Here is a 13,615-nt window from a genome sequence, read left to right on the forward strand (position 1 = left end):
ACCTTTTAGAGCAACATCCGCTAAAAGCCAGCAAACCAACCAAGATGAGAAAGGCTGCATGGAATGGCGATTTTAGGAGCGAGATTTTCTTTGGTTAAGAGATTTAACAAAGCTTAATCCCGCCCTGTTCAACACTTGGGATAAGGTCGCGGCTATGCGCGGCCTATCCTTATTTGTTATGCCGCTGATATGTTTTTTGCCATTGCTTGTGCAAATAGTGGCATTGCCGATAAATCCAAAGCTTCAAAAGCTTGGGACCAAGTAACGACTTTGTGAGAATTGCTTGAGCTCTTTTTTGCGACCAGAAAAACAAAGTCAGTGTCAATTCCTAAAAGTTCTTCCATCATGTATTTTTGCAATTCCATTTGACCGACATACTTTAAGCCTCTCGATGTAAATATGGACTTGTCTTTTTCGGAGTTTGGATAAAAACCTTCTCCGGATTGATACTTGGCTTCAATACAAATAGCTCTATTTTTATTCAAATGAATGACGATATCGGGTTTAATGTTGAAGGACCATTTGAATTTACAAACTTTTAGAAACGCCTCATTATCACTAAAGTTGCTATTGTATTTAGAAATTGACCATCTACCTGGAAATTGAACATACTCAGTAGATGGCTGCCCAGCAACGCCAAATTTTTTATTTATCTCGATGTTGGATAAAGACAGAATATCATTGATCCCAGCTAATTCTAGATTGCTGGATATGATGATTTTCTTTACGTTTTCGTCACTTATACACCACCATAAATCTCTTAGGTATGAGTATTCGAAATATATCCCGAAATCATCGGTCTTCTCGTAATCAAAGCCGAGTAACGCTAAAAATTGCAATATATTCTGTTCCTTACATAGCGCGGCATATAAAATTGCAGCATAGTTCCTCTCTTCTCGATTTATTTCGTAATAATTTGAATTATTTTTTGCAATCTCACGGATATTCAAGACGTTCTCCTCTCGGGTGTGCGGCATAAACGCCGCAACCAACGGCCAAAAGTTGAAGGCGCATTTGTTGCGCCGTTTGCAATAAATGTGACAACGAGTTTTGATCCGATTTGTGTTGCCTTGTTATACGCAATTTTTGATAAAATCTCCATGTTCATTGGCTTTTTAACTTTTTTATTTTAGGCGTAGGTCGCCAAAAAGTTGGTTTGGATATATGCCTTGGCTTACGCCAACCGAATAATGAAAGCGAAAGCTCCTTAATCCAAAGCAAACTCCAAATCATTAGTTCAGCTAAGACAACAAACAGTACCAAAAACAAGTCAAGTGCCGTAAGAGTCTCTCCAGCAGCAACAAAGAAACCTGCAACAAAATCAATTAGACCAACAACCAGAGATACAATAAATTCTACGACAGCGGATACAAGGCTTACTATTCCATCAAGCATCGAGTTCCCTTATTGCGTATAACAATTTGTTGAGGGCTTTGCGAAGCGTAGCAAAGTCCCGTGGAGGCCAACAGGCCGGAACAACCTCGAACTATTAGTTAGCTTCACTTGTGCTTGCTGGTAATTGGACGGTTTCCTTTGGGGCATTGAACATAGGGAATTTTAAATTGAAGTTATCAGTTGGTGGGCTAGGCAGATGCTTGGGAAAGTTATCGAGATGACACTGTGCGAATTCAGTAGGCGGAAACACTAACTTCCTTGTGACTCTTCCGTCTTTTTTCACCAACATAGAAAGCTCGTACTGTTCGGGATACTCGTCAGACTCCCAGCCACACTTTTTCATGAGCTGCTCTGGAGTAAATGGCATTGACGCAAATACAAGCAGCATGTAGCCGATGTTGCTTGTGGCAACGGTGCTCTTTGGTTGCTCATTTTTTTGCGTAGATGAACATGATGTAAGTAAGGCGATAATGATTATGATAGGTATATTTTTCATTGACTCTACTCGGAGAACGGGCCAAGGTTTGAAGCTAAAGCCGCAACGCAAGAGCCGTCGCCGTGCCTGGCCTTATTAACTGTGGGTCTGAATGAGCTCATTAACCCATGCTTTTAGTTTAGGTATTACTTCTTCGAGCTTTGACTCAAAGCCCTCTTCCTCGAAGTAACCCTCGGTTTCAATTTTATGTTGCCAATCCCTAACCTGCTGATGCACTGAGTAGGGTATTCCCTCTAGTGCTTCGATTGATTCATAAACTCTCTGCGCAAAAGCATCACGATTGCTTCGGCTTTTGTCGTATTCGTCAATTTCGACTAAAAGCCTTTCCAAAACGGTTTTATTCGACATTACGTACTCGGTGCTTTCATACAGTTAACGTCTTAGTATTTATGCGCTGCGCTGTTTGCGGAGCATAAATCGCTTGTTTACTAAATCTCAAATATGGCCGCTGCCACATCCATGTCAATTGGTACAAATGATGCTATAGGAATTTGCTTTTTTGCGGTAGCGGTTTTTTATACAGTTTGATGGGTAATCACTTGATATCATTTTATCTTTCTCATTTTTCGCGCTTATTTTTTGCTGATGAATCGCTATCTAACGACTCAAAACTCTAAGGAATACACCTCCCCTCGGAGTTGCCGCAGGGCGAATAGACAAATTGCGTGAGTTCGGTCATGGATGACCGACTAGCTTTCGCAGGTGCAGGGACGCATCCTTCGGAAGCGATAGCAAATTTGTCAATGAGCACAAGGGGCTCTCAACTCCGTTGGGGGCGTCTTGGAGCATCCAAGGAGGGTAGGACGAGTAGTCCTCCTTGGTCGGGAGTGGGGTGAAGCCCCACGACTTTGATTTTGATTAAAGCATTCAAAATACGAAACACACTTTGGGGCAAAAAGCATTTAGCGGGATTAACCGTGTAATGATTAGTTAAGATTGCCATCATTACAACAGTGCTCTTAACGGCATAAATATCGTCCTAACTAACCTTCTCTATCTCACCAAATTATCCCAAACCCAATCAACTCAACTATTCTCGGCAGATAGTGACACGGCGAAATGCAAATATGCCCAGTAGCGAAAGGATTAATAGGGATAAACTGCCACCGCTATAACCTTGTTTATGTTCTATGGTGGCCACCTGCTCTTCTTTAACCCGGGTTTTAAAGCGGGCGAGCTCATCATCTAAATTGACTATCATATCGTTCACCGCAAGATCAAAGCCCTCATAGGATTTCTCCCTTAGGGTTGTTGTCACGCCAACAGCGGTTGAGCGTTCAGTTAACTGATTAATACCCGGGGCCCTAAAGAGCATCTTTTGGCTACGCATATCAAACACCGCCGTATCGACAAAGGTTTGAATGGCATTTTCATTACCTGGGATCACATACATACCCACAATAGTCCAATAAAGGATGGCGGATTTATTTTCGTGGCTCTGCATCAACTGATCGTAAGAGACCAGCGCCATTACATCGACATCGTGTAAGCGGGCGACTTGCTGCAGGGTGTCAAAACCTTTGCCATTTTTAAGATAGGTGCTAGGGATGATTTCGATGCGATCTATGTAGTCGTATTTGATAAAGGATTGTTTGACCTTGTCGAGCAAGGCGATTTGCGCGCGACTATCGATAGCATCGGCTTGCCAATGGGATGAAGGTAAAAAAGCGAGCCCAACAGTAATTGGCAAACGTAACACAGGTAGGGATGGCTGCTGAGCTTGGCGACTCTTCTCATCGGGGTAGAGATATTCAACTAAGCTACTTGATACCGCATTTTTCTCTGTGGTATTGCCGTTAAAAAATGCGCTACAGCCGCTAAACGCCAACATCAAACTGACTAACATCATTAGCTTAAATTTCATCTGTTTCCCTACCGTATCCATACACTGACTCTGATTTTTAGCCACTAGAAGCTGGCACAATGTCGCTACCTTATCCACTCATAGGTGTAAAAACAAGCCGTTGTTCTCACATATCAAAGGGATAGTTCACAGACTCAAAAGCACAAATACACAAAAGCCGCATCAAGGTGCGGCTTTTGCGAACAAAATTGACTTCTGCTAAAAAGTTAAGCGTATTTACGCACTTTTTTAAGGGCAATTTGTTGTTTTAACATGGATAAATGTTCGATAAACACTTTGCCATGTAAATGATCGATTTCATGCTGCAATACTATGGCTAAAAACTCATCGGTTTCGATTTCAATCGCTTTGCCTGTTCTGTCTAAAGCGGTGACTTTGACCTTTTCGAAACGGGTCACTTTAGCGCGATAACCAGGGATCGACAGACAACCTTCTTCACCGATAAATTCGCCTGACTTTTCGACGATTTCTGGATTAATCAGTACTAAAGGTTGGTCACGATCGTCAGATAAATCGATCACAATAATCGCATCCGTACTGCCGACTTGCGTTGCCGCTAAACCGATACCATCGTCCGTGTGGTACATGGTTTCGATTAAGTCATCAATAAATCCCTGAACGGCATCAATATCTTTTACTGGTTGCGCTTTACGTTTAAGGCGCTCATCGGGGATTGTCAAAATATTGAGTACGGCCATGCTGATTATCTTCTCTCATCGAGTCAAAAAAATTGGCGCTATTATGGACTATTTCAGTTTTTACACAATATTTTCGCCATAAATAGTTTAATAATTACGATCACAATCGAGTATATAGATAACAATATCACCATCCATACACGGGCTTTCGCATTTTTTTCGTTTAACGTTAAACTGGCAAACCCAAAGACGAGCGAATAGACATACGCACAAGAGCCCTTATTTATGCCATCGTTTCCAAAAGATAAATCGCCACTCTATGCCTATTTAACACAAGACGAAGCCGCCTTAGAAGCTCAAACTGCGAAGGCCGTCCCCTTATCGCCTATGGCCAAAATTTGGCATATTGTTGCCATGATCCCGCAGGGGCATGTTAGCAGTTACGGTAAAGTTGCCGATTTAGCCGGGCTGCCAGGCAGAGCCAGATATGTCTCTAAGGCACTCAAATCGGCCCCCGAACATTTGTCACTTCCATGGCATAGAGTGCTTAACAGTCAGGGCCAAATTTCCTTTGAAAAAAATTCAAGCTCGTTTCAGGAACAGATGGAATTATTGCGAATTGAAGGTGTAATAGTGAACCGCGGCAAAGTAAAATTGTCTGAATTTGAGTGGCGGCCCGATATGGCAACCTTAGTCATGGCCATGCCATTTTAGATTAATTTACTGATCTACAAACTATTTACACGTTAGGCAGCCTCAGCTATAACCTAGCGATGGGCATAATCGTTAGCGAATGAAAGCGGTGTAAGTAATATGCAATTCAACCCATTTTTATTCCGTTCGGCGCCCTGTCGCGCCGCGAAACAAGGTGAAAACCTGCGATACAAGGAGCATTATTTGCGCACTATTTCCACGTTATTATTGAGTTTATCCGCGCTCAGCCACAGCCTTTTTGCCATGGCAGCCCCCACACCATTAACACCACAAACGGCTGAATACCAAGTAAATTACGGTGATATTGAATTAGGTAAGGCCAAATATAATCTGCCGCAGATGGAAGATGGTGTATTCAAATATCGTTTCGATAGCGATCTAAGCCTGTTACTGCTCACCGACGTTCGCCATATATTGAGTGAATTCAGCCAAGATGGCGGGCAACTGCTACCACTGCGCTATCTGCATCAGCGTAAGGGGGTTGGTCCTAATTTCACCGAGCAAACGGCTTTTGCCAAGGCTCAGGGTTTTATCCATACCCGCTATAAGGACGAGAAAGGCAAGTTCCCATTCGAAGGGGATATATTTGATCCTCTGATGGTACAGCTACAATTTAGGCTCGATATTAGCGCGGGTAAGGATGTGCTGGATTACAAAATGGTGAAAGACAATGAAGTCGATGAATATAAGTTTCATGTTATCGGCAAGGAACGTATGACCATAGAAAGCGGCAGTTACGACACGGTCAAAATTGAAGTAGTTAGGGATAATAAGAAACGCCAAACCTTCTTTTGGATGGCGCCAGATTTAGCCTACCTGCCCGTGCGCCTCACGCACTTCGAAAAAGGCAGTAAGCAGCTCGATATTAAACTGCTTAAATATCATTTCGATGAGAAAGTATCTGCCGAACCCGCCTCGACGGCCACGCACGAATCGCACAAGGCGCCAAAACTGCTCGGCACGGATGAGAATTAACCCAAGCAGCAACCAATAAGCAATTATCCTAGGCTGGCTAATAAACCTGTATGGCAGAGACTGTATTTTAATACGCGGCTCTGCCATCACCGGGTTGCTTGGCACATGGAGCACAAAGGCAAAAGTACGATCAAAGCCGGGATAGTCAAGGTTAGACTCAGCAATCGATTAGCGGCTCACCCAAGCGGAATAATTTCCAATTACCCGGCTGCATGACATGCCAGTTTTCATTCTCGGTTAATGGCCGAGTGGCGATCACTGTCACTACATCGTGGGGCGAGGTTTCTTTATCAAAATCAATCACTACATCAGTATCAATTAATTTCGCCTTACCAAACGGCGCGCGGCGAGTGATATAGCAGAGGTTGTTACTGCAATAACTCATCAAATGCTCGCCATCGCTTAAGATCATATTAAACACACCTAAGGCACGGATCTCATCGGCCAATGTGGCCACAAACCGAAATACCGCCAGCATATCGTCGGGTCGGCGGTCGCCAAACTTCAGGGCAACTTGTTCCAAAATCCAACAGAAAGCGAGTTCGCTGTCGGTATCGCCTATGCTCTGATAGCGCGAGACCTGAAACTTAGACTGATAGTCGCTTAACTGACCATTATGGGCATAGGTCCAATAACGTCCCCATAACTCGCGAGTAAAAGGATGGGTGTTTTCCAAAGACACACAGCCGCGATTGGCTTGGCGAATATGGCTTATCACGACCTCACTCTTAATGGGGTAGGATTGGATCAATTTGGCGATATGGGATTCACTGCTCGGGCAAGCATCCTTAAAGGTGCGGCTGCCTTTACCCTCGTAAAATGTGATCCCCCAACCGTCAACATGGGGCCCTGTGACCCCACCACGTTGCGCTAATCCCGTAAAACTAAACACAATATCGGTCGGCACATTGGCACTCATCGCCAGTAATTCACACATATCTCTCGCCTATTTTCTCTCAACTCTCTACGGTTTTGCATTGTAACTAGTTGATGACATTTGTGGAATGATCAAAATCGACAAAAAATTTAAACAATTGTTTGAAAAATGCTTGTATTAAAATTGCCTTAGGTTTAACTTTTATGCGACACAGGTCTGACCACAAACTATAATTGTGATCGCAATCAACAAAACTCGCTATGACCTGTGGTTGGCACTCGGTCATACTTAAGGAGAATTACAGTGACTACCCTACTTTGGATCATCGCCATGATCTTAGTGCTAGGAGCCCTAGCTTACCTTCGGGTATCTTTGCTCACTGCCACTATTGCAGCCGCTGTTGTGATGACAGCAGGATGGACACTCGATGTTGTCGGCCCTATCTCTTGGATCGTTTTCCTTGTGATTGCCTTGCCACTTAACATCAGTGCATTTAGACAAAATGTAATCAGTCGCCCATTGATGAAGGTATACCGTGGCATCATGCCGGAAATGTCTTCGACAGAGAAAGAAGCGATTGAAGCCGGCACCACTTGGTGGGAAGCCGATCTGTTTGCGGGTAACCCTAACTGGAAAAAACTCCATAACTACCCAGTTGCGCGTTTAAGTGCAGACGAGCAAGCCTTCCTCGATGGCCCAGTTGAAGAAGTGTGCCGCATGGTGAACCAACACCAAGTATCACATCAACTCGCCGATTTGCCTGCTGAAGTATGGCAATATCTGAAAGATCACGGTTTCTTCGCCATGATCATTAAGAAAAAGTACGGCGGTTTAGAGTATTCAGCCTACGCCCAATCCCGCGTGCTGCAAAAGCTTGCAGGTTTAAGCAGCGAATTAGCCTCGACAGTTGGCGTACCTAACTCCTTAGGCCCTGGCGAACTGCTGCAACACTATGGTACGCCTGAGCAGCAAAACTATTACTTGCCACGTTTGGCCAAAGGTTTAGAAGTCCCTTGTTTCGCATTAACTAGCCCAGAAGCTGGTAGCGACGCGGGTTCTATCCCTGACTTTGGTATCGTGTGTAAAGGCCAATGGGAAGGCGAAGAAGTATTGGGTATGAAACTAACGTGGAATAAGCGTTATATCACCCTCGCCCCGGTTGCGACTGTATTAGGTCTGGCGTTTAAACTGCGCGATCCTGATCATCTACTCGGTGATAAAGAAGAACTCGGTATTACCTGCGCGCTTATTCCAACAGACGTTGAAGGCGTTGAAACAGGTCGTCGCCACTTCCCGCTGAACTGTATGTTCCAAAACGGTCCGACCCGTGGCAACGAAGTGTTTGTCCCATTAAGCTTTATCATTGGCGGCCCGAAAATGGCTGGTCAAGGCTGGCGCATGCTGGTGGAATGTTTATCTGTGGGTCGTGGTATCACACTGCCATCAAACTCTGCCGGTGGAGTGAAAACCGCGGCTTTAGCAACCGGTGCCTATGCGCGTATTCGTCGCCAATTCAAACTACCTATCGGTAAGTTAGAAGGAATTGAAGAGCCAATGGCACGCATCGGTGGTAACGCCTACCTGATGGATGCAGTGACCTCATTAACCACCACGGGTATCGACTTAGGTGAAAAACCCTCGGTTATCTCCGCTATCGTTAAATATCACCTGACAGATCGTATGCAGAAATGCGTAATCGATGCCATGGATATCCACGGCGGTAAAGGTGTGTGCTTAGGCCCTAACAACTATTTAGGCCGTGGCTATCAAGCGGCCCCGATTGCGATTACCGTTGAAGGCGCAAATATCCTGACTCGCTCAATGATCATCTACGGCCAAGGCGCTATCCGTTGCCATCCGTATGTGCTGGCAGAAATGGAGTCAGCGTTTGATACTGAGTCTGGCCAAGGTTTAGCTAACTTCGATGCGGCAATTTTCGGTCATATTGGTTTTGCGACCAGTAACTTTGTCCGTAGCTTCTGGTTAGGTCTGACATCAAGCCGCTTCTCTAATGCGCCTTACTCTGATAAAACCAAGCGTTATTATCAACATATGAACCGTTTCAGTGCTAACCTTGCCCTGCTTTCTGACTTAGCTATGGCAACTTTGGGCGGTAACTTAAAACGTAAAGAACGTATCTCAGCCCGTTTAGGTGATCTGTTAAGCCAGCTATATCTTGCATCGGCGACGCTCAAGCGTTACCAAGATGAAGGCCGTCAAACCGACGACTTGCCATTAGTACAATGGGCGGTTGAAGATGCACAGTACAAGTTACAGGCTTCATTAGACGACTTATTGGATAACTTCCCTATGGGCCTTGGCGGTGTATTACGCGCAGTGATGTTCCCATTCGGCCGTCCACTGAAACGCCCAAGCGATGTGTTAGATCATAAAGTGGCTAAGATCATGCAAACGCCCTGTGAAAGCCGTGACCGTTTAGGTAAGGGCCAATTCTGGACTAACTCTGAGCACAATGCTGTGGGTATTCAAGAACAAACGCTCAAAGATATCCTCGCCTCAGAGCCTTTATTCGATAAGGTATGCAAGGCCAGCGGTAAACGTCTGCCATTTATGTGGTTAGATAAAGTTGCCGCAGAAGGTAAAGCCCTAGGGGTATTGAGCGATGCCGAAGTTCAATTACTTGAAAGAGCAGAAATTGGCCGGATGAAGTCTATCAATGTGGATGACTTTGACCCAGCCGAACTGCGCCCTGAAGTGGTTGCCACCGTTTCACAGGAACGCGCTGCGTAATCCACTCAGTAAGATCCAAAACTATAAAAAGGAGGCTAATTAGCCTCCTTTTTTATAGTAAGTTGTCCCGTTCCGGAACCGCTCAAGATGATACGAACTCAATCAGAGAAAGCTTCACAGCTACATGACTAAAGCTATGCTGCGTTAACATAGCTTACCCTTTACCCTGCAAACGAGGCATAGTCAGCAGTGTCTTATCAAGCTTCAAGGCAACACCAACACTGCGCCCTGCGAGATTGGGAACAGAATAATGAGCAGCACTGCCGAGGAGAATCGCACATTCTGGCAGCGTCAAGCCATAATCTTGTTGTAACCATTGAATAAGCCCTGTCGTCGCCGAGCGTAATGCCTCATCTAATGATCCCGCCTGACCTAAGACCATGAGCTGATCCGGTGATTCAACACGCGGCATCGCTATCGATTTAGCTTTGATCAGATCAACCGTGAATTCTACATCCATAGAGGTTTCTAAAGCATACTGCGAGGTTTCACCATCCCCCTGCAACGCATGAGCATCGCCAAGATAGAGTAAAGCACCAGGTTGTTGCACGGGTAAATAAACAATATTGCCTTCAATAATTTCGTTAAAGTCCATGTTACCGCCAAAACGTCCGGTATCACCCGTAGATATCGGCGCAGAGCCAAAACCGGGTGCAACCGCAAGCCCGCCTAGCATAGGCCGCACTTTAACTGTGTAGTCTTTTAAATGTTCAGTTGGCGTTTCCAAGCTCGCAATTCCGCGCTCTCTGTCCAATTTCCAGCGCACAGGCTTTCCAAGTTCATCCGCTTAAGTCGCAAAACGTGCCCCCAATGCTCTCCCTACTATCGCATCCAAACTATCAGCATAATCTCGATTCAATCTAAGGCGATTTATCCGTATGACCAGCGTATCCCCTGGTGCTGCGGTGGCAATAAAGAAAGGGCCAGTTTGTGGATTTCCAAACAGGGCCTTAGTCTCACCGTGCTCATCGACCCCACCGGAGTCAATCGTTTTTGTTTGTACTGTATCACCGGGCCAAATTGTAAGAACGGGGAGGCGATGAGGATCAAATAGATTGGAATAGTTCGTTGGCATGAATTCATAACGCCGCGGTAGGCCTTCTGGACGGGTGGCTATTTTCCGTGCCGAGAAGGCATGTTTCACCCGAACACTCGGATTATTGGTATCAGGAAAATCGGCAACACCCTTGATGGTATTGTCCTGCAGCTTACCTTCATAGTGGTAGACAGTGCCATCCACATCTCTGCTTTCAAAGGTGAAACTTGTACCTTGGCTGTGTCCGCTCAGCTTGTCACCATCTATATCACCACTGAGATTGTCACCATTATGTTCTAAAGTCAGTGTGCCATATACCGGATTACCCCAGAGATCCGTTGTTAGTAGCCATTGGTCAGCAGCTTGCACCTGCCCAAACACAAGACTCAAGTACATGAGTGTGGAATATTTCAACATTGGTATTCTCCAGTTTAACTTGCGAATATGAGAGTGAGCTTGTCGTATTAACAAGATAAAACATGGCAGTAATACCCTATTACATGCTCAAGCTAACTCTTTATCACGTTATCTGCCACACCCTTGTCTGCTTCGTCACTAATTATAGTGTTAGCATCTGTTTTTTAAGTCTTAATTACTCAGTAACCTCCTCCGTTTTGGCTTTAGCAAGTGCCACTTCTTCCGCCGCTTTGGCCTGTGCCACAATCGCTTCTTGCTCCGTAATCGCCTGTTGGGTTTTGGCTTCTTCAAGGGCTTCAACTGGCAATAGGCTGATCAACTCTATCCCATTGGGGAATTGGGTATCATTGCCAGAAACGATGGTCACTTTGCCTTCTTTGGTTAAATACACTAAGGGCAAAGCGGTTTCACCATAACGCTTACGGAAATGCTCAAAGGTAAAGTTTTCGGTTAAGTTTGTGACTTTAAGCTGGGCCCCTTTCGCCATTTGGCTGGCGATTTTGGCGTAGGAAACCGCATCACCAAAGAGGCATAACCGCTGTTTATAGGACTCAGATAACTGATGCCGCGCACTGCCCTGCTCAGCATTGTTAAGACCAAAAACCTTCTTCAAGCCTAATAGGTCTTGAAAATAAAAGGTCACTAGGGGGTTTAACTGTTTGTAGGGCGACATGATCAGCACTCGGCCAATCCCAGTTAAATCCATATAGGTTTCAGCATGTTCCGAGGCAGGATTACCAAAATACACTGGAATATTATCCATCCGCGCGAGGCGAATGTTATCCCAGTTGCTGTCCGCTAGCAGCACTTTCACATCCTTCGCCTTTAGGATTTTAGCCAACTCGCGGGAAAACTTAGAGGCGCCGAAAATTAATAAGCCTTGAGCCGAACCCGATGTTACCCCAAGGTATTTCGCCCAGCGACCCGCGGTTAAACTTTGAATCACCACAGTGCCGATAATGATTAAAAATACTAAAGGCACAATGGCATCGGCGCCCTGTACATTATTAGCTTCTAATTTAATCGCAAACAATGACGACACCGCCGCCGCAACAATCCCCCGCGGCGCAATCCAACATAGAAACCACTTATCAGCCTTGGATAACGAGGTCCCAATACCTGACACCCAAATACTCAATGGCCTTGCGATTAGCATAGTTACAGCGAGAACCCCAACACCGCCCCAACCTAAATCCATCATAGCGTTGGAATCTAAGCGCGCCGCCAATAAAATAAACAAGGCAGAAATCAGCAGTACAGTTAAGGTCTCTTTAAATTCAAGAATTTCTGCAATATCCACCCCTCGCATATTGGCAAGCCAAATGCCCATCACAGTTACCGTCAGTAATCCCGATTCTTCCTGCAGTAGATTTGAGCCAACGAAAATCCCTAACATCAGAGTTAACACCGCTGTGTTACGCAGATAATGGGGTAAAAGGTTATGGCGTAATACTTGGCCGACGAGATAACCAGATACCGCCCCCAGCCCTAGGCCAAGTGACAGCATAGAACCTAAAGCAAAAAGCACATGGGTGGTGGGGTCGCCAGATACCGTAATATATTCAAACACTAATACAGCTAACAATGCACCTATGGGATCAATCACTATCCCCTCCCAGCGCAGAATACTGGCAAGCTGCGACTTAGGTCGCACACTTCGCAGCATAGGAACAATCACAGTTGGGCCAGTTACAACCACCAATGCACCAAACAATAGGGCGATATCCAAACTAAAATCGAGTAGATAAAAAGTGGCGCCGCTGATACAGGCCCAAGTGATGAAGGTACCAATGGTCACAAGATGAGTCACCATGCGGCCATGATCTTTGATTTCTTTAAAATTGAGGGTTAATGCACCCTCAAACAGAATCACCGCAACCCCAAGGGAAATAATGGGAAACAGCAAATCGCCAAATATCGCATCGGGATTAAGTACCCCAAGCCCGGGTCCGAGAGTCAGTCCACAGAGCAGCAGAGGTAAAATGGCAGGTAACCTTAACTTCCAACCAATCCATTGACAGAAAAGTGATAGCACGCCAATCAGTGCTAACATCCCAGTAATTTGTTCAACCATATAACATCCTTTAGGTGAAAAGCTCAGATACCCATTAACTCAACATGTTAACTGCCGATAACAATAGCAGCAAAAGTCGATGCGCTGTAAAACAAGTTCCATCGTGGATAAGTCAATATAGGGTAATAGCATGACAATAAACCATAGGCTTATGGCGTTATGACCAGAGAATAGGGCCTGCTTATGGGAGATAACAGCTAGCTAATGAGGCTTTTATCTTTATTTCGCGGGTGAATATCGCGCAGCGATAAGCCTATGAACGAGAGGTATGGATGCCGAACAGGGCTAAAGCAAGAATGCTGGACGGGACTCGGCCCCCCAGCGTGACAGGCCAACTTCTGTTTATAAAGAGTCTAATATCTCCATGGAAGGAGTGTA

Annotated in this window: 13 protein-coding genes; 3 read left to right on the top strand and 10 right to left on the bottom strand. The window is 45.2% G+C overall.

Translation table 11 applies throughout. The annotated features are described in order from the left end of the window. Window positions 1-176 precede the first annotated feature (176 nt). The 6 genes from MJO46_RS03415 to def all read right to left on the bottom strand — a co-directional run bounded on the left by MJO46_RS03415 (window position 177) and on the right by def (window position 4,453). Window positions 177-950 (bottom strand): hypothetical protein, encoded by a 774-nt coding sequence (locus MJO46_RS03415; RefSeq protein WP_253988123.1) that lies wholly within the window; start codon window positions 948-950, stop codon window positions 177-179. 154 nt (window positions 951-1,104) lie between these two features. Next, the gene (locus MJO46_RS03420) at window positions 1,105-1,395 is read right to left on the bottom strand and encodes a hypothetical protein (RefSeq protein ID WP_253988124.1); all 291 of its coding nucleotides are present in this window, start codon (window positions 1,393-1,395) and stop codon (window positions 1,105-1,107) included. Window positions 1,396-1,489: 94 nt separating this feature from the next. Then, window positions 1,490-1,891, bottom strand: a complete 402-nt coding sequence (locus MJO46_RS03425) for a hypothetical protein (RefSeq protein ID WP_253988125.1) — start codon at window positions 1,889-1,891, stop codon at window positions 1,490-1,492. Between the two features lie 75 nt (window positions 1,892-1,966). Continuing rightward, window positions 1,967-2,239 (bottom strand): hypothetical protein, encoded by a 273-nt coding sequence (locus MJO46_RS03430; RefSeq protein WP_253988126.1) that lies wholly within the window; start codon window positions 2,237-2,239, stop codon window positions 1,967-1,969. 682 nt (window positions 2,240-2,921) lie between these two features. Next, window positions 2,922-3,755: a rhombotarget lipoprotein gene (rhlP, locus tag MJO46_RS03435; protein WP_253988127.1), complete on the bottom strand. Its 834-nt coding sequence runs from the start codon at window positions 3,753-3,755 to the stop codon at window positions 2,922-2,924. Between the two features lie 206 nt (window positions 3,756-3,961). Continuing rightward, on the bottom strand, window positions 3,962-4,453 hold the full coding sequence (def, locus tag MJO46_RS03440; protein ID WP_198783239.1) for a peptide deformylase: 492 nt from the start codon (window positions 4,451-4,453) through the stop codon (window positions 3,962-3,964). A 225-nt stretch (window positions 4,454-4,678) separates the two neighbouring features. Here def and MJO46_RS03445 point away from each other — a divergent pair, with 225 nt between their 5' ends. Next, the gene (locus MJO46_RS03445) at window positions 4,679-5,107 is read left to right on the top strand and encodes an MGMT family protein (RefSeq protein WP_253988128.1); all 429 of its coding nucleotides are present in this window, start codon (window positions 4,679-4,681) and stop codon (window positions 5,105-5,107) included. A 183-nt stretch (window positions 5,108-5,290) separates the two neighbouring features. After that, entirely contained in the window at window positions 5,291-6,082 is a 792-nt protein-coding gene (locus tag MJO46_RS03450; RefSeq protein WP_253988199.1) for a DUF3108 domain-containing protein, read from the top strand. A 157-nt stretch (window positions 6,083-6,239) separates the two neighbouring features. Here MJO46_RS03450 and MJO46_RS03455 read toward each other — a convergent pair whose 3' ends face one another. Further along, window positions 6,240-7,019 carry a class II glutamine amidotransferase gene (locus tag MJO46_RS03455; protein WP_253988129.1) on the bottom strand — a complete coding sequence of 260 codons (780 nt, stop codon included), beginning with the start codon at window positions 7,017-7,019 and terminating at the stop codon, window positions 6,240-6,242. 243 nt (window positions 7,020-7,262) lie between these two features. On the opposite strand from MJO46_RS03455, the gene fadE reads away from it, so the two are divergent. After that, the gene (fadE, locus tag MJO46_RS03460; protein ID WP_253988130.1) at window positions 7,263-9,710 is read left to right on the top strand and encodes an acyl-CoA dehydrogenase FadE; all 2,448 of its coding nucleotides are present in this window, start codon (window positions 7,263-7,265) and stop codon (window positions 9,708-9,710) included. 154 nt (window positions 9,711-9,864) lie between these two features. On the opposite strand, the gene MJO46_RS03465 is transcribed toward fadE, so the two are convergent. From MJO46_RS03465 to MJO46_RS03475, 3 genes are all read right to left on the bottom strand, one after another. Beyond that, window positions 9,865-10,476 carry an acetamidase/formamidase family protein gene (locus MJO46_RS03465; RefSeq protein ID WP_253988131.1) on the bottom strand — a complete coding sequence of 204 codons (612 nt, stop codon included), beginning with the start codon at window positions 10,474-10,476 and terminating at the stop codon, window positions 9,865-9,867. 21 nt (window positions 10,477-10,497) lie between these two features. Then, window positions 10,498-11,163, bottom strand: coding sequence for a hypothetical protein (locus MJO46_RS03470; protein WP_253988132.1), 666 nt, complete (start codon window positions 11,161-11,163; stop codon window positions 10,498-10,500). Window positions 11,164-11,338: 175 nt separating this feature from the next. Beyond that, window positions 11,339-13,237: a sodium:proton antiporter gene (locus MJO46_RS03475; protein ID WP_253988133.1), complete on the bottom strand. Its 1,899-nt coding sequence runs from the start codon at window positions 13,235-13,237 to the stop codon at window positions 11,339-11,341. Window positions 13,238-13,615: the final 378 nt, after the last annotated feature.

The organism is Shewanella sp. KJ2020 (assembly GCF_024197625.1).
In the GTDB taxonomy this organism is placed as follows: domain Bacteria; phylum Pseudomonadota; class Gammaproteobacteria; order Enterobacterales; family Shewanellaceae; genus Shewanella.

Excerpts from the sequence above, each read along its gene's own strand:
- MJO46_RS03420 (WP_253988124.1), bottom strand. The coding sequence starts at position 1,395 with ATGCTTGATGGAATAGTAAGCCTTGTATCCGCTGTCGTAGAATTTATT.
- MJO46_RS03470 (WP_253988132.1), bottom strand. The coding sequence starts at position 11,163 with ATGTTGAAATATTCCACACTCATGTACTTGAGTCTTGTGTTTGGGCAG.
- def (WP_198783239.1), bottom strand. The coding sequence starts at position 4,453 with ATGGCCGTACTCAATATTTTGACAATCCCCGATGAGCGCCTTAAACGT.
- MJO46_RS03475 (WP_253988133.1), bottom strand. The coding sequence starts at position 13,237 with ATGGTTGAACAAATTACTGGGATGTTAGCACTGATTGGCGTGCTATCA.
- MJO46_RS03455 (WP_253988129.1), bottom strand. The coding sequence starts at position 7,019 with ATGTGTGAATTACTGGCGATGAGTGCCAATGTGCCGACCGATATTGTG.
- MJO46_RS03445 (WP_253988128.1), top strand. The coding sequence starts at position 4,679 with ATGCCATCGTTTCCAAAAGATAAATCGCCACTCTATGCCTATTTAACA.
- MJO46_RS03425 (WP_253988125.1), bottom strand. The coding sequence starts at position 1,891 with ATGAAAAATATACCTATCATAATCATTATCGCCTTACTTACATCATGT.
- rhlP (WP_253988127.1), bottom strand. The coding sequence starts at position 3,755 with ATGAAATTTAAGCTAATGATGTTAGTCAGTTTGATGTTGGCGTTTAGC.
- MJO46_RS03430 (WP_253988126.1), bottom strand. The coding sequence starts at position 2,239 with ATGTCGAATAAAACCGTTTTGGAAAGGCTTTTAGTCGAAATTGACGAA.